The organism is Agromyces hippuratus (assembly GCF_013410355.1).
In the GTDB taxonomy this organism is placed as follows: Bacteria; Actinomycetota; Actinomycetes; order Actinomycetales; family Microbacteriaceae; genus Agromyces; species Agromyces hippuratus.
Genome location: NZ_JACCFI010000001.1, coordinates 2,053,793 through 2,071,812 on the forward strand (window position 1 = coordinate 2,053,793; position 18,020 = coordinate 2,071,812).

13 protein-coding genes are annotated in these 18,020 nt (G+C 66.5%); 8 read left to right on the plus strand and 5 right to left on the minus strand.

Translation table 11 applies throughout. From position 1 onward, the window contains the following. Positions 1–21: 21 nt before the first annotated feature. The 5 genes from BJY17_RS09630 to BJY17_RS09650 form a co-directional block, all read right to left on the minus strand. Entirely contained in the window at positions 22–1,575 is a 1,554-nt protein-coding gene (locus BJY17_RS09630; RefSeq protein WP_179551154.1) for a DUF3482 domain-containing protein, read from the minus strand. Continuing rightward, positions 1,572–3,086, minus strand: a complete 1,515-nt coding sequence (locus tag BJY17_RS09635; protein ID WP_179551155.1) for a DUF2868 domain-containing protein — start codon at positions 3,084–3,086, stop codon at positions 1,572–1,574. Before BJY17_RS09635 ends, BJY17_RS09630 begins: the two co-directional genes overlap by 4 nt. A gap of 54 nt (positions 3,087–3,140) precedes the next feature. Then, positions 3,141–3,479 (minus strand): hypothetical protein, encoded by a 339-nt coding sequence (locus BJY17_RS09640; protein ID WP_179551156.1) that lies wholly within the window; start codon positions 3,477–3,479, stop codon positions 3,141–3,143. Next, positions 3,464–4,318, minus strand: a complete 855-nt coding sequence (locus BJY17_RS09645; protein WP_179551157.1) for an NYN domain-containing protein — start codon at positions 4,316–4,318, stop codon at positions 3,464–3,466. Before BJY17_RS09645 ends, BJY17_RS09640 begins: the two co-directional genes overlap by 16 nt. A gap of 105 nt (positions 4,319–4,423) precedes the next feature. Continuing rightward, positions 4,424–5,662 (minus strand): DUF2130 domain-containing protein, encoded by a 1,239-nt coding sequence (locus BJY17_RS09650; RefSeq protein ID WP_179551158.1) that lies wholly within the window; start codon positions 5,660–5,662, stop codon positions 4,424–4,426. A gap of 105 nt (positions 5,663–5,767) precedes the next feature. On the opposite strand from BJY17_RS09650, the gene BJY17_RS09655 reads away from it, so the two are divergent. The 8 genes from BJY17_RS09655 (at position 5,768) to BJY17_RS09690 (ending at position 18,019) form a co-directional block, all read left to right on the plus strand. Beyond that, a complete protein-coding gene (locus tag BJY17_RS09655; protein ID WP_179551159.1) occupies positions 5,768–7,780 on the plus strand; it encodes a hypothetical protein in 2,013 nt (670 codons plus the stop codon). Positions 7,781–7,788: 8 nt separating this feature from the next. Continuing rightward, a complete protein-coding gene (locus tag BJY17_RS09660) occupies positions 7,789–9,399 on the plus strand; it encodes a class I SAM-dependent DNA methyltransferase (protein ID WP_218889877.1) in 1,611 nt (536 codons plus the stop codon). Next, on the plus strand, positions 9,396–10,520 hold the full coding sequence (locus BJY17_RS09665) for a restriction endonuclease subunit S (RefSeq protein ID WP_218889878.1): 1,125 nt from the start codon (positions 9,396–9,398) through the stop codon (positions 10,518–10,520). Before BJY17_RS09660 ends, BJY17_RS09665 begins: the two co-directional genes overlap by 4 nt. Further along, positions 10,520–11,755, plus strand: a complete 1,236-nt coding sequence (locus BJY17_RS09670) for an exonuclease domain-containing protein (protein ID WP_179551161.1) — start codon at positions 10,520–10,522, stop codon at positions 11,753–11,755. The genes BJY17_RS09665 and BJY17_RS09670 overlap by 1 nt, the downstream gene beginning before the upstream one ends. A gap of 71 nt (positions 11,756–11,826) precedes the next feature. Then, on the plus strand, positions 11,827–12,495 hold the full coding sequence (locus BJY17_RS09675; protein ID WP_179551162.1) for a hypothetical protein: 669 nt from the start codon (positions 11,827–11,829) through the stop codon (positions 12,493–12,495). After that, complete coding sequence (locus tag BJY17_RS09680; RefSeq protein WP_322789799.1) at positions 12,492–13,736, plus strand: GTPase family protein; 1,245 nt, start codon at positions 12,492–12,494, stop codon at positions 13,734–13,736. The genes BJY17_RS09675 and BJY17_RS09680 overlap by 4 nt, the downstream gene beginning before the upstream one ends. Positions 13,737–13,755: 19 nt before the next feature. Next, on the plus strand, positions 13,756–16,935 hold the full coding sequence (locus BJY17_RS09685; RefSeq protein WP_179552804.1) for a type I restriction endonuclease subunit R: 3,180 nt from the start codon (positions 13,756–13,758) through the stop codon (positions 16,933–16,935). A gap of 103 nt (positions 16,936–17,038) precedes the next feature. Beyond that, positions 17,039–18,019 carry an HNH endonuclease gene (locus BJY17_RS09690; RefSeq protein ID WP_179551163.1) on the plus strand — a complete coding sequence of 327 codons (981 nt, stop codon included), beginning with the start codon at positions 17,039–17,041 and terminating at the stop codon, positions 18,017–18,019. Position 18,020 lies beyond the last annotated feature (1 nt).

An 18,020-nucleotide genomic window follows, 5' to 3' on the forward strand; every position in this document is an offset into this window, starting at 1 on the left:
ACAACATCGGACTCAGCTGACTCACCGAGCGCGAACCGCGGCGGGCTGGAGCGCACCCGGATACAGCTCATCGAGGAGGCCGAGGGCGAGCTCGCGCAGAAGCCCTTCGAGCGAGCGCTGGATGAGCTCCGACCCATCGCCCCGGCGAGCCCAAATCGCAGCCAGCTTCTCCTGCGACGCCACCACCGCATCGACGACGATCGGCCGCCAGTGCGACGGATACTCTCCCTCACGCCATGCACCACGCCCGCGCCCGTAGTGCGCGACCGCCAGGTACCGCAGCAGCGCCGAGGTGACGAGTCCGTCGAGGAACGCCTCCTCCCACCGCAGGCTCGACTCGGTGCGACCCCGCACCACGTTGACGCCCTGCGCGATGCCCGCACCGCCGAGCGCCCCGATGATCGCGCCGGCGACCATGCCGGCGCCGAACGTGAGGCCGCCCGCCATCAGGTCGGCGCCGAGCCCGGTGAGCGCCCCTGACACGACCCCGCCAAGCGCAGCGGTGCGCGTGCCGTCGAGCGGCGCGTCGAGGTGCACCCCGTCGGCCACTCGCTCGAGCACCTCGTCGGCGGCTCGACCCTCGAGCCGGTGGATCGCGATGAGCCGCTCCATGCCCGCGCGCAGATCCGCCTGTAGCCGAGCGGCCATCTCGTCGGTGGCCTCCGCCCGCGCCTTCGCCCGCGCCGCGTTCGGCAGGCCGAGCGAGCCGGTGACCCGATTCGTGATCGGCTCGGCCGGCAGCGCGACGCGGTCGGCGGCCGCACGTGCGATCGGCCCGGCGAGCGCGGCCATCGATGCGTCGAACTCGCCCATGCGCAGCTCGCGCCAGGCAGCCGACAACCGGGCGAAGGCGGGCGCCGAGGCATCCGGAACCAGCGGTTCGATCGCCGCGAACAACGTGAACTCCTGCACCCAGCAGCGCGCGAACGCGTCGAAGGCGAGCACGTCGCGCACGTTCGTCGAGGGGCCGAGCGCGGCTCGCCAGCGCGCGGCATCCGCTTCTTCTGCAGCACGGTCTCGCGGCGGGCCGGTCTGGTTGAGCAGCACGAGCACGGGCTTGCCGACGTGCTCGAGCACCTCGAGCTCGGGGGCGAGGTAGCCGGCGTCGGCGGGCGCCTCGGCCGAGTTCACGAGGTAGAGCACCACATCGGCCTGCTCGGCGACGTTGCGCACGGCAAGCTGGCTGAGCCACAGCGCGCGGTCCTGATAGCGATCCCACACCTGCGACGTGAACCAGCCGATCGGGTTGCGGTTCTGCCGCAGCCGCCGCGCGAGCCGCACGCTGTCGCCGAAGCCAGGCGTGTCCCACAGCGTGAGCAGGTCGCCCACGGAGGTCTGCACGAGCGGAAACGGCGTCGCCTCGGCGGTGACGTGCGGGGCGTCGCGCACCTCGCCGACGTCGCGCCCGAGTAGCGTGCGCGCGAGCGTCGTCTTGCCCGCGTTGGTGTGCGAGATGAGCGACAGCGAGACGGCGCCCGCGTCGAGGCCGGGGATCGCCGGTCGAGTAGGCGGCGAAGCAGCCGTATCGAGACCCAGCCCCCTATCAACCCGGTCGGATGCCGCGTCACCACTCATGCCCGCCCTCTCCCCTCGTTCGCGACCCCAGCATCATGAGCGGATGCCGCGGCAGCAAGCTCCGCCTCGGCCGCCACCAGGTCGGGGGCGGCGAGGTCGACGAACACCGGCACGCTGCTGTGCGCCTCGAGCAACTCGCGCCATGCGGCGCGGCGTTCGTCACGTCGCTTCGCGTCGTCGCCCCACCGCGCGAGGAACCCCGACTCGTCGACGAGCGCAACGCTGGTTCCGGATGCCGCGGCACCGCGCCCGGCCGCACCGCCGCCACCGCTGAGCGCGGTGAGGAACACCCCATGCGCGTCCTCCTCCGGCGTGGCCGTGAGGCTGAACAGCGGCAGGCGAATCTCACCGCCGTCGGCGAAACCCCTGCCCGCGGCATCCGTCACTTGGCTCTGCTCGACGTCATCGCCCCACGCGACGGGCGCATCGATCGTCGGCGCCACGTTGCCGAACGCCCGCGCGAGCACGGCCTCGAGCCCGGCCCGCACCGCGGGCGTGAGGGTGTAGCTGTACGGGATGACGCGCACCCGCGCCGGCTCGCCCACCCACGCGGCGACGAGGCGACGGTAGTACGGCTCGTCGAGCGGCAGCGCCACCTTCCTGGCGCGGCGCCGCTCGACGACCCCGGCGACGAGGGTGAGCACCACCCGCGGAATGATCACGACGACCGCGACCGTCCCGGCCATGAGGTGCATCCAGATCGCGGCGTTCTCACTCGCGGGCGCGCGGATCGCCTCGATCGCCGCCACGTCGGGCACCATGATGCCGGTGATCCACGATCCGGGCGCGAAGGTCACGGCGAGGAGCGCCTGCACCTGCTCGGCGCCGAGGAACGTGCTCTCCCACGACGCGCGGTACTCGAACGCGAGCCCGCGCAGGTAGAGCCCGGTGATCACGCCGAGCGCGGTCGCTGCCGCTGCGAGGTGCAGCACGCGCGCGGCGCGCGCCGTGTAGAGCGGCGCGGCCACACGCGCCCAGTCGCGGGGCAGCGCGGCGAGCACGGTGCGACGGGCGGCGGTCGAGGCATCCGCTCGGTTGCTGTCACCGGATGCCCGCACCGACGCGACCCGGATGAGCAGCGACCGCACCGGCCCGGCCGCCCCGCGCCCGAGCACGAGCGGGCGCACGAGCAGCCAGACGTAGACAAGCAGGTTCCACGCCACGAGCGCGAACACCGGCGGCGCAAGCAGGTTGATGCTCGACCCGCCCCCGATGCGATCGATGAGCAGCCCGAACAGGAACGCGGCGACCACCGTCACGACGCCCACCCACGGCCGCCATCGGATGCCGCGCACCGTGCGCGTCACCGCGGGCTGGCGTGTGCCGATGCGCTCGAGCACGAGCTGCGCGCGCCGGCTCAGGAACTCGTCGGCGCTCGCCCGCTCCCCCACGATCGCCGCGGCTGCCCGGCTGGCCCACTCGCGGTCGGAATCGGACCACAGCACGCGATCGCGATCGGCCGTCTCGACGGCGCGCGCCGCGGTCGTCTCGAGGGCGGCGGACTCGTCCATGTTGCGGAGTCTATGCCTGGCCTCAGCGATCGGATGCCGCAGGGCGTGGTGCGCTCACCGCCCGAGCAGCTCGCGGCGCCGTTCATCGAGCGCGCCGACACGCGAACGGATCGTCACCAGCACCGCAGCGACCCGCCGCCGGTGGTGAGGCTCGAGGCGGCCGACATCCTCGAAGCTGTGGGCGCGTGTAGCAAGGCTGCGCGCCTTCGAAGCCGTGTCGCGCCGCCAACTCTGGAAGTTTTCGTCGCTGAGCGTCGCGAACCGCTCGAAGCGGACGTCGATGACCGCAAGTCGCAACTCGAGGTCGTTGAGGTCGGCGAAGAACCGCGCCCGCTCGATGTGCATCAGCTCCTCGTCGTGTCTGGTGAGCAACGGGCTCACAGGTGCGACCATGCGGACGTGGTCGCCGACTGGACGCGGCGGTGCATGAGGCCGTCGGCCGAAATGGGGGCGGACATGAGCTCGTGCACCGACCGTGGAAACAGCCGAACCAGCGTGCGAATGTCCGCGGCCTCGGCGAGCTCGCGGGCGAGCGCGGTGGGTTGCTCGGGGTGCTCAGCGGTGACGACATGGACACGCAGCCCGAGCCGCTTGGCGCGTCGCGCCAACGGAGCGAAGGCGTGATCCCCTGAGATGATGACGAGTTCGTCGTAGTCACGGGCGACGCGATGTACGTCGATGGCGGCAAGCAGCGCCCGATCGGCGGCGTCAGGGGCATTGGCCCCGACAACCCACTTCACGTTGGGTTCGCCAATAACCCCGAAGTACTTCGCTGCGACCGCGCGCGCGGCACCGATGACGATTTGGTCGCGGTCGCTGAATCCGGGTGCTTGTCCCTTCAGCACGCTCCAGAACTTCGCGAGCTCTGTGCGCGATGCCTGTGCTCCGCAGGTCGGGTTCTCGACATCGAAGAGCACGTAGCGGCGGGCACGAATGGGCAGCGAGTCCGTGAAGGCCGGCACCCGCTCAACTGACTCGGGCGTGGTCATGAAGGGTCCGGCGTAGGTGCGCTCGACGTGAAACCCCCGGCAGTCGGGGCACGCATACGTGACGAGCGAGAGGTGGGGTTCCGTGGCACGGCGAGCGTTGACGGCCTGTCGCGCCTGATGGCGGTCGCGGTACCGGGCGAGGCTGGTCTGCTCACAACGCGGCAGCTTGTGCCGGCGAGACTCCCCCGAGCGGCGGGGGCGAGAAACCAGATCGGAGTCGAGGCGGCGGGAGTGGTTCGTCATGGTGTTGCTCCTTCGGTATCGGCGATTTCGGCGGTGGCGTTTCGGTGTGACCGTGGGTGCGGCCCGGATCCTCACGAGAATCCGGGCCGACTCACCCGGCTTGGATCAGGCGGCGTCCTTGTCCTCCGGGACCTCCGGAGCCTCCAGCTCGGCGAACTTGGCCTGCATGGTCGGGTTGCCCTTGGTCAGCTTTTTGACGGTGAGCGCGGTCGCCTTGTCGTTGGCGAGGCGAAGGTTGTTCTCGGAACCGAGCAGGCCGTCCTTGACCTTCTGCAGCCGGTCGATGGCGAGGTCGATATCCTTGATCGCGGCGTCGAACTTGCGCTTCGCGAGGTCGTAGTTGCGGCCGAACGACGACTTGAAGGCTTCAAGCTCGGACTCGAAGTCGGTGATGTCGATGTGCTGCTGCTTGACCTGCTCGAGCTCAGCCCGCACGAGGATGGTGTCCTGCGCGGCGTTGCGAAGCAGCGCGATGATCGCGAGAAAGAACTGCGGGCGGACGACGAACATCTTCGGGTACAGGTGCGAGACGTCGGTGATGCCGGTGTAGAGGTCAGAGTCCTCTTCGAGCATCGACACGAGCACCGCGTACTCGCAGCCCTTGTCGTTGCGGTCCTTGTCGAGCTTGGCGAAGAAGTCGCTGTTCTTCTTGCGGGTCGACGAGGCATCCGCTTCGTTCTTCATCTCGAGCATGATCGAGACGTACTCGACGCCCTCGTCGCTGAAGTCGCGGAAGACGTAGTCGCCCTTCGTGCCAGCCGAGGCATCGTTGTCCTTGCCGAACTCGGCGTTCGGGAACGCGAGCGACCGGATGCGGTTGAACTCGACCTCGCAGTGCTGCTCCAGGGTCTCGCCGAGGAGCTTGACCGAGAGCTTCGCCTTCATGTCCTTGTAACGCTCGATGAGGTCGTCCTTGAGCGCGAGCTCTTTGGCGTGCGACTCCTTGAGCGCGGCGTCCGTGAGCTTCTGTTCGGCCGACTGCAGCGCCAGCTTGTTCCGGGTATCGCCGAGCTGCTTCTCGGTTGCGGCGACCGCCTTCGCGACTGCGAGGTCGCGTTCCGTTCCGGCGGACTTCAGCTCGGCCTGGAGCTTCTGGATCTCCGCTTCCTTCTTCGCGGTCGCCTGCTGCGACTGCTGCGCGGAGTTCGCGACGGCGAGCGCGATCTCGGCCGTCTTGATCTTCTCCGCTTCGGCAAGGCGGGCGTGAAGCTCTGTCTCGAACTCCACAGTTCGCACCTGCTGCACGATGTCGGCATAGTTGGCTTCGTCGATGGTGAAGACGGTCCTGCAGTGCGGGCACTTGATCTCGTTGGTTGCGCTCTTCGGCGTGATGTTGTTGTTCATGGGCCGATCATTGCGCCGCGAGCGGACCCCTGGTTGGGAGGGACTGATAAGCCCCCTTATCGATCAGCTACTCCATCAACACCCGATCGCCGATACTGTGACTTCATGCCCTCGACCTCACCGCTCCTCATCGACCTGACCGGCGTCGCCCGGCTGGCCGGCGTGCAGCGACCCACGGCGTCGGTGTGGCGAACCAGGTTTGCCGCGACGGATGACCCGTTCCCGCAGGCCGTCGCTGAGCGTTCCGGCCGGCCGGTGTTCGATGCCTCACAGGTCGCCGAGTGGCTCTCGCGCACCGAACACGGCAACAATCCAGATGCGAGGGCGGATGCCGCGGCTGCGGCCCTTCCGTCGGGGTTCGCATTCTCTGATCAGCAAGCAGTGGCCGAGTTGGAAGCTCTTCTTGCCTTGTATGCGATGAGGGGCTCGCTCGAAGACCTCCCCGCAGCCGATCTGCCGCAGGCGGCTCACGAAGCAGACCCGAGCGATGAGTCCGTGCTCTCGGAACTCGTGGCGCACGCCGATCGAGGCGCGCCGTGGCTCGACTACGCCGAGCGGCTGATCGACGCGGCGTATTCGCCGGCGGCCGCGCAAGAACTCGTCGGCCGTCGTCGGGCGGCATCGCTGAGCACGGCCGGCTCGGCCGGTCCCCTCGCGGATGAGGTGATCGCGCTCGTCGTCGCGGCAACTCAGGCGCTGATCACTGACGCGAACGCCGACGTCACGTTGACCCTCGACGCCCATGATGCCGAGCTTGCAGCAGCGTTGGCGACCGCGGTCGGCGACGAGGCCGACCTCGCCCTCCCGACCGGTGTCGATGCCCGACGGGTCCGTCGCCGGCTGGTCGCCGCCGGCCACTGGCTGACCAACCCGAGCGAACTCACCGGTTCCCGTTCGGTGGTGGTCGCACGCGTCCCTGCTGCAGTAAGCGACGACACCACGACGGTACTTCGAGCGATCGACGAGGTCTCTCTCTCGTTGCGTGAGCAAGACGCCGCCATCGTGATAGGGCCGTCACGAGCGCTCGTCGATGCCCTCGAACCCGCCGACGAACTCCTTCGCGCCGACACTTTGCGTACAGGGCGAGTGCGCGGCATCGCCCGCCTCGCTGCTGGCCTAGTCGAGACCGCCTCGCGCGAGTCGCTCGCGCTGTGGATGCTCGGCGCCCCGATGGGCCAGGTCGCCATCGTCGACCGATTCACCGTAGTGGCCGACCTCATCGACACCCCGCTCACCAGGGCAGCCCGCGCCGACCTCGTCTCCGACGTGGTCGCGAGTATGGGCACCGCACGCGAGGTGCGCGCGCACGCGTTCCGCTTCGCGCAGTTCGTTCAGACGCGAAACCTGCTGGCGCGCGGCGGCTCGCTGGTCGGGGCTCCGGCGGCGACGCGACAGGCGCATCCGAACCCGACGGACCTCCCCGCGCTGATTGACGCAGCAGCAGCAGCAGCCCACGCCGAAGTCGCGCCGTACGCGATCGGCGCCCGCGCGACGGTGCCACCGCCTGCACCGGCGTCAGTCACAGACCTGGTCCGCAAGGGCCACCTCCGCGTCATCTCGGGCACCCGCCTCGGCACCGACCTGCATGGCTCCGGAGGCTTGGTCGTGGTTAGGGCATCCGACCTCGATGACCCGGCCACGATCGGCAACACCCGAGTCGATCAGCTCACGTTCGCAGCGCGGCATCCGTCCGCCGGCCTCACGCGCCCCGGCGACGTCATCTTCCGCACCAGCCCGACCGTGGCTGCGTGGGTGGATGTCGACGGCTCCAAGGTCGCCGCCTACCCGGCCCGTGTTCTCCGCATCACCGCAGCCGACCCCGGCGGACTCGTGCCCGAACTCCTCGCGGCCGACATCGTCGGACAGCCGGCTGGCCCCGGTGCCTGGAAGCGCTGGATGCTCCGCCGTGTCGCGCCGCAGGCGATCGCCCCACTTCGGGGGGCTCTGGCCGAGATCGCTGCGCAGAGCGAGGCCCTCCGCGATCGAGCTGCCAGACTCGACCGGTACGCGGAACTGCTCGCCGCCGGTGTCGTCGCCGGAGCAGTCACCCTTGGACCCGAACCCCGTGTCAACGAACACACCGACACCATCGCCGCGGACGCGGCATCCACCCAGTAAGGACGCACATGCCCCGCACCCCGAAAGCCGCCCCGCAGGCGCCGTCGACCATGAAGGAGCTGAAGGACACCCTCTGGAAGGCCGCCGACAAGCTGCGCGGGTCGATGGATGCCTCGCAATACAAAGACGTCATCCTCGGGCTCGTCTTCCTCAAGTACGTGTCGGATGCATTCGACGAGCGCCGCGCGGGCATCCGCGCCGAGCTCGCCGCAGAGGGTTACGACGACGACCAGATCGCCGACCTCATCGACGACACCGACGAGTACACCGGCCGCGGAGTGTTCTGGGTGCCGGCGAACGCGCGCTGGGGCTTCCTCGCCGAGAACGCGAAAGGTATCGGCCCTGCCATGGGCGAAGCCGAGAAGTCGGTCGGCCTGCTGATCGACGAGGCGATGGATGCCGTCATGCAATCCAACCCTCAGCTCTCAGGCACTCTCCCACGCATCTTCAACAAGGACAACGTCGACCAGCGCCGACTCGGCGAACTCGTCGACCTGTTCAACTCGGCGCGGTTCGCTGCCCAAGGTCAGTCGGGCAGCGACGGCCGACGCGCACGTGACCTGTTGGGTGAGGTGTATGAGTACTTCCTCGAGAAGTTCGCGGCCGCCGAAGGTAAGCGGGGTGGCGAGTACTTTACGCCGCCGAGCGTCGTGCGGGTGCTGGTCGAGCTCCTGCAGCCGACTAGCGGACGCGTATACGATCCCGCGTGCGGATCGAGCGGCATGTTCGTGCAGGCCGAGAAGTTCATCGACGCGCACCACGGCGAAGGCAGCGACATCTCGGTGTACGGACAGGAGCTCAACGAGCGCACCTGGCGGCTGTCGAAGATGAACCTCGCGATCCACGGGCTGTCTGGAAACCTCGGCCCGCGCTGGGGCGACACCTTCGCCCGCGACCTGCACCCTGACCTGCAGGCCGACTTCGTGATGTCCAACCCGCCGTTCAACATCAAGGACTGGGCGCGCAACGAAGCAGACCCGCGCTGGCGGTTCGGCGTGCCACCCGCGAACAACGCGAACTATGCGTGGATCCAGCACATCCTGTCCAAGCTCGCCCCCGGCGGACAGGCCGGCGTCGTCATGGCGAATGGCTCGATGTCGTCGAACTCCGGCGGCGAAGGCAGGATCCGCGCCGAAATCGTCGAGGCCGACCTCGTGTCGTGTATGGTCGCGCTGCCGACGCAGCTGTTCCGCTCGACGACGATTCCGGTATGCGTCTGGTTCTTCGCGAAAGACAAGGGCGTGCGTGCGGGCGAGGTGCTCTTCATCGACGCACGCAACCTCGGCCACATGGTCGACCGCGCCGAGCGCGCGCTGAGCGACGATGACATCGCGAAGATCGCGGGGACATTCCACGCGTGGCGTGGAGTCGAATCGGATGCCGCACCTGACGACTATGCGGATGCTCCGGGCTTCTGCTACTCGGCGACCCTCGCCGAGATCAAGGCTTCGGACTACGCGCTGACTCCGGGCCGCTACGTCGGCGCCGCCGAGGTCGAGGACGAGGACGAGTCGATCGAGGACAAGCTCGCGCGGCTCCAGGTTGAGTTGGAGGCACAGTTCGCAGATTCGGCACGACTTGCCGACGTTGTGCGCGAGCAGCTCGGGAGGGTCTCGTGACGACATGGGACAGCGTCCCATTGAGTGACGTCATCGAACTTCAGCGTGGACACGACCTGCCGAGTGATGAACGACGAACGGGTACTGTGCCGATCATCGGCTCGTTCGGCGTAACCGGTTTTCACGACACCGCTCGGTACGCGGGACCTGGCGTGGGTATCGGGAGGAGTGGCGCCTCTATCGGGACAGCGACCTTTGTCCGGGACGACTACTGGCCACTGAATACCTGCCTGTTCGTCAAGGATTTCAAGGGAAACGACCCTCGATGGGTCTACCGGCTGCTCGATCAGATCGACTTCGCGGCATTCAATTCGGGAAGCGCACAACCTTCGCTGAACCGCAACTTTCTGCGCTCCATCCCAGTTGGCCTTCCATCTCTCACCGAGCAGCAGGCGATCGCTGAGGTGCTGGGCGCCCTCGACGACAAGATCGCCGCCAACACCGCGCTCACCGCCACCGCGGATTCAGTGCTCGCCACGGAGTTCCGCGCGCGGCTCCACCGGGCGGAGGCGCACGACAAGGAACTCGGTGCCATCGCCAATGTCGTGCTCGGGGGGACTCCCTCTCGTGCGCGACTCGACTACTGGACCGATGGAACGATTCCCTGGTTGAACTCCGGGGCCGTCAACGCAACTCGGATCGTCGAGCCATCGGAACTCATCACGGCCAAGGCACTTGCGAACAGTGCAACCAAGCTCATGCCTGCCTCTACGACGCTTCTTGCCATCACCGGGGCAACGCTCGGCCAGATTGCTCGCCTGGAAATGGAAGCCTCGGGGAACCAATCAATCGTCGGTGTGTGGAGCGCGGATGTCGCTCTCAACACCTGGCTCTACTACGCGATTCAGGCGCGGCTAGATGACCTGCTCGCTAGGGCAACCGGCGCAGCCCAACAGCACGTCAGTAAGGGCGATGTGGAGCAGCTTGCCGTGCCCATTCCGTCGCGGGATGTGCTCGAAGCGTTCGCAGGTGTGGCGACGCCGCTGCTCGAACTCGCTGCTATTGCGGAGCGAGAGAACCGCACGCTCGCCGCAACACGCGACGCGTTGCTCCCGCAACTCATGTCGGGCAAGCTGCGCGTCCGCGACGCCGAGGCGGCGGCGCCCGAGGCGGGTGACTGATGGCGTTCGCAGTGGTCGATTTCGAGACGACCGGCCTCCTCCCCTCCTACCACCATCGGGTTGTCGAGATCGGGGTGACTCATGTCGACGATGACGGCACGGTGACGGGCCATTGGGAGACATTGATCAATCCCGAGCGGGATCTCGGACCGCAGCAAATTCATGGCATCCGGGCAGCCGACATACTCGACGCCCCCGTGTTCGGCGATATCGTCGGTGAGTTCACCGAGCTGCTCGCCGGGCGCGTGTTTGCGGCACACAACGCGACATTCGACCTGCGCTTTTTGCAGGCGGAGTTCGCTCGTGCGGGCTATGCACTGGCGCCCGAAACTCCCAGCGTATGCACCATGAGCCTCGGCGCGAGCTTTGGGCTGGGGGCGTCCAGCTCGCTCAGTCACGCGTGCGCGGCCCATTCGATCGAGCACGGGCTCGCGCACAGCGCAGGATCCGACTCCCACGCCGCGGCCCAGCTACTGGCACGCTTCCGGCGCACGAGTCTCACTTGGTCGGGGTGGGACAGCTACTGGGAGCAGACCGCGAACGCCGGCCGCGCGTACGCTTTCCCGGTCGCCCGCCGAACCGGGGTCATCACGAAACGTCGCGCCGAGGCATCTATGGCACTGCCGAGCTTTCTCGAACGCATTTCGACCGAGGCCGTGAGCGAGGCCGTCGACGGTTCGACCGCACAGTACATCGCGCTTCTCGACCGGTGCCTCCTCGACGGCCTCATCTCAGTCTCGGAGGGCCATCAGCTTGCTGCCGTCGCGACCGAACTCGGCCTCAACCGCGCCGCGGTCGGTGCGATTCATCGTGACTACTACGTCGAACTCGAACGACGCGCGTGGGCGGATGGCGTGCTCACCGACGCAGAGAAGGCCGATTTGCGCGCGGTCGGCGAGCTGCTGGAGCTCGACGACACCGACATCGCTGCAGCAGTCGATGAGGTAGCACCGACTGCAGACGCCGATGTGGCGACCGAAGCTTTCGCCATGCGTCATGGCGCGCTGATCGTACTGACCGGCGACATGGCGCGCGAGCGTTCAGCTTGGGAGGCAGATCTCCGCGAGCGCGGATTCGTGCCGCATCCGACAGTCACGAAGAAGGTGGCATTGGTGGTCGCTGCCGATCCCGACTCGCTGTCGGGCAAGGCGAAGAAGGCGCGCGACTACGGCATCCCGATCGTCGGCGAGGACTGGCTCATTCGGTTCTTGTCGGAATCGCCCCTGGAGATGTGAACGCGCGTGCCATCAACGCCAGAAGAATCCACAAGCATGCACCGTCGCATGCACCGAAGGAGCCCCATCGCATGACCACCACGGCCACGCCACCCGCGACGACCGCACCTTCGCCGAAGCCGGTGAAGAAGACACCGCTCTGGGCGAAGATCCTGCTCGTTCTCTTCGTCCTCGCGCTGATCGGTGGGGCCGCTGTGGCTGGCCTCACCGCGGGCAAGGTGCTCGGCGCGACTGAGTCGCGCGATACGCAGGTCATCCGGTCGATCACTGGCGAAGAGCAGGTCGTCCTGCTCACCGCCGGAGTGACGGACGTCGACGAGGAGCGGGCCGACGGGTTGAAGCTCGCGATCGGTGACTTCCAGCTCTTCACCCTTCCGGGCACTGAACGGTCGGTACTCGTGCGTTACGAATACGACGCGAAGTTCGGCATCGAGGGGAAGGACGTCGAAATCGTTCAGACGGGCGACCACTCGTACCGCATGAGCATCCCCGAGTTCATCTACCTGGGCTACGCCAACCCCGATCTGAGCGTGGCCAAGGAAGAGAACGGCGCGCTCAGCTGGACGACACCCGAAATCGACACGACAGCGGCGTTCGAAGAAATCCTCTCCGAACAGGCTGTCGACGCGCACATTGACGGGTTCCGCTCGGTGCTCGAAGCCCAGGCCGAAACGTTCTACACCCGGATTGTGGAGGCCATCGACCCCACAGTCACCCTCGAGTTCGAGTTCACCCCGTGATCCCAGGCAGCACCGAGCAGGAAGACAACCGCACTATGACGACTGATCATGAGCCCGCGACTGTCGCTGGCACCGATCCCGTTGATGCTGCAACCGAGGCACCAACAAGCGCACCGGAGTTCGACGAACGCCCGTTCCTTGAAGCCAGCTCCGAAGCGAGGTCCCGATATGGACGCTTCAACCTCGCGGTGATCGGGGCAACCGGCGTGGGCAAGTCGTCGCTCGTCAACGCAGTGTTCGGCCGCGACCTGGCCAAGGTTGGCAAGGGACTGCCGGTCAGTAAGGGCGCCCACTACTACAACGATGACTCGCTGGGCATCTGGGATCTCGAGGGTTTCGAACTCGGATCGAAATCCCCACGTGAGCATCTCCGCGAGAACCTGGCGCTGATCTCCAATCGGCCGCCGATCGAGCAGATCTCGGTTGTCTGGTACTGCGTCAACTCTCACGCGGACCGCCTCCAGCAAAGCGAAATCGATGTGATCCAGGAGCTGGATGCCGCCGGCCTGCCCGTCGTCCTCGTCCTGACCAAAGTGGACTGGACGAAGCACCCGATCACGGGAACGCGAACCGTGTCGGCCGACCTTCAGGGGTTCTGCGAGTGGCTCGATGACCCACTGGATCAGAACGAGATGCCGATCACCATCCCGTTCCACCGTTATCTCCTCACCTCCACCCGCGATCGCAACGGAAAGGGCTCGGGGCACGGACTCGGTGAACTCGTGGCTGAGACCCTCACTCTTTCACCCGAAGACGGGAAGGATGCGTTTCGCATCGCACAGCGACTCAACCTCCCCTGGAAGCGCGAGATGGCGCGAGGTGTCGTCACGGCTGCTTCGACTGCATCCGCCGGCGCCGCCGCCGTTCCTCTCCTCATCGCGGATGCAGCGATCCTGGCGCCGATCCAACTCGGAATGATGGGACGCATCGCGACAATCTATGACCTCGAACTGAAAACGATGCTCTCCGCGGGCGCCCTCGCACAAATCTGCGTTCAACTTGCGGGCAAGGCACTTGCGAGCAGCTTCCTTAAGCTGATTCCCGGCGCTGGCAACGTGATCAATGCGGGAGTCGCCGCAGCGCTCACGGCAGCCATGGGCGAAGGGTGGATACGACTGTGCGAGCAGGTACACACCGGCAAGCTCGATCTCGACAAGGTCAACCAGTCATGGGGCGACTACGTGCCCGGTTTCCTCGACGTCTTCCGCAAGATGGCCGAGCAGCGGATCGCCAAACCTTAGAGCCGATAGGAGTCGACACATGACCGGATTGTCCGAAGCCTACTGGGAGCGCGACGCGCTCGACACCCTCTCTGAGCCACTCGGGTGGCGCCCGATGCACGGCGAGGACCTCGCCCCCGGCACGGGCGAGCGCGACACATGGGACGACTTCCTCATCCGCCCGCGCCTGCTCGACGCGCTGCGCCGCTTGAACCCCGGTGTGCCCGGCGACTATCTGCAGCAGGCGGTCGCCGAGATCGCGGCGCCGAAATCGCAGGATGCGATCACCGAGAACCACCGCATCCACCAGTACCTCGTCGGCGGATACCCGCTGAGCTACATCGACTCCGACGGAGTCGAGCAGAACCCCCGGCTGCGCCTGCTCGGCGCCGAGCCAGAGAACGACTGGCTCGCCGTCAACCAGGTCACCGTCCGGCAGGGCGACCTTCACCGCCGGTTCGACATCGTGCTGTTCGTCAACGGGATGCCGCTGGTGATCGTCGAGCTGAAACGTGCGGGTTCGGCATCCACCGGTGTCGCACCCGCGCACGCGCAGTTGCAGACGTATCTGCGCGAGTTCCCGATGGCGTTCCGCTTCTGCGTGCTCACCCTCGCGAGCGACGGGCTCGAGGCGAAGTACGGCACGCCGTTCACCCCGCTCAACCACTTCGCACCGTGGAACGTCGACGACGACGGCGCTCCGCTCGCGCAGCCCCGACTCGAAGGTGGGATGTCGGTCGAGCCGATCGACGACGCGCTGAACGGCCTCTTCAACCCGGAGCGGTTCTTGCAGCTCGTACGCAACTTCACCGCGTTCGACGAGAATGCCGACGGGCTCACCAAGCGCATCGCGAAGCCGCACCAGTACTTCGCCGTGACGAAGGCCGTCGGCAGCACCGTGCAGGCGGTCGAGACAAACGGTAAGGCCGGCGTCGTGTGGCACACGCAGGGCTCCGGAAAGTCGATGGAGATGGAGCTGTACGCGAACCTCGTGTCGCGGCATCCGAAACTCAAGAACCCGACCGTGATCGTTGTCACCGACCGCACCGAGCTCGACGGCCAACTGTTCCAGACGTTCAGCCAGAGCCTGCTGCTCGCCGAGAAGCCGGTGCAAGTTCGTGAGCGCGCGCAGTTGCGCGATGAACTGAGCAATCGTGTGACGGGTGGCATCTACTTCACGACGCTCCAGAAGTTCGGGCTGACCGAGACCGAGAAGCAGTCCGGTACGCAGCATCCACTGCTCACCGACCGGCGCAACGTGATCGTCATCGTCGATGAGGCGCACCGCAGCCACTACGACGACCTCGACGGGTATGCCAGACACCTGCGCGACGCGCTGCCGAACGCAACGCTCATCGCCTTCACCGGCACCCCGATCTCATTCGCCGAGCGCGACACCCGCGCAGTCTTTGGCGACTACATCGACATCTACGACCTCACTCGAGCCGTAGATGACGGAGCTACCGTTCCGGTGTACTTCGAGCCTCGACTCATCAAGGTTTCATTCGCCGACGACGCGACCGAAGAGGACATCGACCGAGCCGCCGACGAATACACGCTGGGCCTCGACGACACCGAGCGTGCCCGGCTCGAGGCATCCGTCGCCGTCGTCAACGCGGTGTACGGCGCCCCGGAGCGCATCGAGACCCTCGCTGCCGACCTCGTGCAGCATTGGGAGGAGCGGCGCGAGCGCATGAAGCCGTTTCTCGAATCGCCGGGCAAGGCACTCGTCGTGGGCGGTACGCGCGAGATTTGCGCGCGGCTCTACGACGCGATTGTCGCGCTCCGGCCGGACTGGCACTCAGACGCACTCGACAAGGGCCGCATCAAAGTCGTCTACTCAGGGTCCGCTTCGGATCAGCCGCCGGTGAGCGACCACGTGCGGCGTGAGTCCGAGAACAAAGCAATCAAAGCGCGGCTGAAGGTCGCCTCCGATGAGCTCGAGCTGGTGATTGTCAAGGACATGATGCTCACCGGGTTCGACGCACCGCCGCTTCACACCTTGTATCTCGACCGGCCGCTCAAGGGCGCGCTGCTCATGCAGACCCTCGCGCGCGTGAATCGCACGTTCCGGGGCAAGAAAGACGGTCTGCTCGTCGCGTATGCCCCGATGGCCGATAACCTCGCCAAGGCACTGTCGGAGTACACCGTCCCGGACCAGGAGAACAGGCCGATCGGCCGCGACGTCGACGAAGCCGTGGCGATCGCATCTGAGCTGGTTGCGCAGATCCGCGGGATGCTCGCGGAATGCGAGTGGCGGTCGATCGTGGCGCAGGGCGGCTCGCGAGCGTGGCGTACCGCGGCGACGACGGCGACGAACTACCTGCGCGATCCCCTGAACCCGCTCAACGCAGTGGAACTGGGCGCCGAACGCCTTTCGTCTCGATACCGCACCGCGACCGGGCAACTCGCGCGCGCGTGGGCGCTTGCGTCGGGCCGCGCCGGCCTCGCCGAACTCCACGACGAGATCGCGTTCTACGAAGAGGTGCGGGTGTGGATGGCGAAGTTCGACGCAGCTGAACGCCAGTCACGCGATGAGCCGATCCCCGAGGAGATCTCGCGCCTGCTCGGAGGGCTGGTCGCCAACGCAATCGCCCCAGGTGACGTGGTCGACATCTACGACGCCGCCGGCCTCCCGCGCCTCGCGCTCGATGACCTCGGCCCGGAGTATCTCGCCAAAGCCCAGGCTGCGCCAAACGCGCACCTCGCGATCGAGGCCCTTCGCAAATCGCTGACTGATGCCGGCGCGTCGGCCACGCGTGGGAACCTCGTGCGTCAGCGAGCCTTCTCGGAGCGAATCGCCGAGATCATGAACCGCTACACGAACCAGCAGCTGACCTCAGCGGAGGTCATCGCCGAGCTCGTCGAGCTGGCGAAGGAAGTCGCAGCCGAGGCATCCCGAGGCTCACACTTCTCGCCGCCACTCTCGAGTGATGAGCTCGCGTTCTACGACGCTGTGGCGACCAACGAGTCCGCAATCGACGTGCACGGCGAGGACGTGCTCGCACAGATCGCTCGAGAACTTGTCGCCGTGATGCGACGCGATGTGCGGACCGACTGGACCGTTCGGGACGACGTGCGGGCAAAGCTGCGGGCGTCGATCAAGCGGCTGCTCGTGAAGTACAAGTACCCGCCAGACAAGCAGCCCGAGGCGATCAAGCTCGTCATGGACCAGATGCAGGCGATGGCACCCCGGTATGCGGACGAGCGACAGGCGTAAGGGTGCCGAACACATGCGAAACGTTCCGGTGTTGATCTCGGGAGCCTGGCGCGCCTTTGACCTTGTCTGCGGAGATCGACAAGTGCTCGTCGAGGCTGCGTAGATGCTGAAACTGGCCGACTACCTTGACCTTTCGGTCCCTGAAGCCCGCACGCAATGGCGCGCTGTGCTGTCTCGCGGCTCTTCAAGTGGTCGGAATCAGGTCGACTACCTACCGATTGAGACATTGATCTGCTTTGGGCTGGGCCTGATAACACCGCCTTCAGCGAGCGGAGTAATCAACCTTCGATCTGGCGACCCGCGCGTCCAGCACTTCGCACAACTTTTTCGGCGCACGCAAAAGAGTCTTGCTGCCAAGCTCGCCAACCTCGATGGGCGGCGCCCCCATTCGGCCCGGTATGAGAAGGAACTCTGGATCGCGCTCTCAGGTCGCGAGAACGCCTACGTCGAGCTGTACACAACCATCCTCGTGTCAGCGCGGGAACTCGATCCGGATGAGCAGATCATGCCCGACTTCCTCGGCGTCGGGGACAACCGATTCCAGGTCGTGACTGAAGCGGTGGATGTGAGCGACGAAGAACTAGCGAGGAGCGTCGAATCTGACGACATACAACAAAACGACCCGCTTACGGAGCTTGCACGAATCGGAACGGCGAGAATCGGGCAGCAGCAGTTCGCGCGTCAGGTTCTCGAGAACTCGGACTTTGCATGCGTCTTCTGCGGTCTGAGCACCAAGAAGCATGCGATCCGATCGGCACGCATGCTCATCGCATCGCACATCAAGCCGTGGAGCGACAGCACGAACCGTGAGCGCTTGGACACGACCAACGGTCTGGCAGCCTGCCCGACCCACGACGCTGCGTTCGAGAATCACCTGATTTCTCTCGATCGATCCGGTCGAATCGTCCGTTCTGCCGAACTTCAGCGAGCGATCGCCGCGGACCCCGCTTGGGACAACGCCTTCGGCTCACGAACTCTCGCTTCGTCCCTCCAACTCGCAGAGAGCGCGCGACCACCGGGCCCGTCGTATGTTGATTGGCATTGGTCGCTCGCGCAAGGCGGCTTCGAAGTGATCTATGACTGAC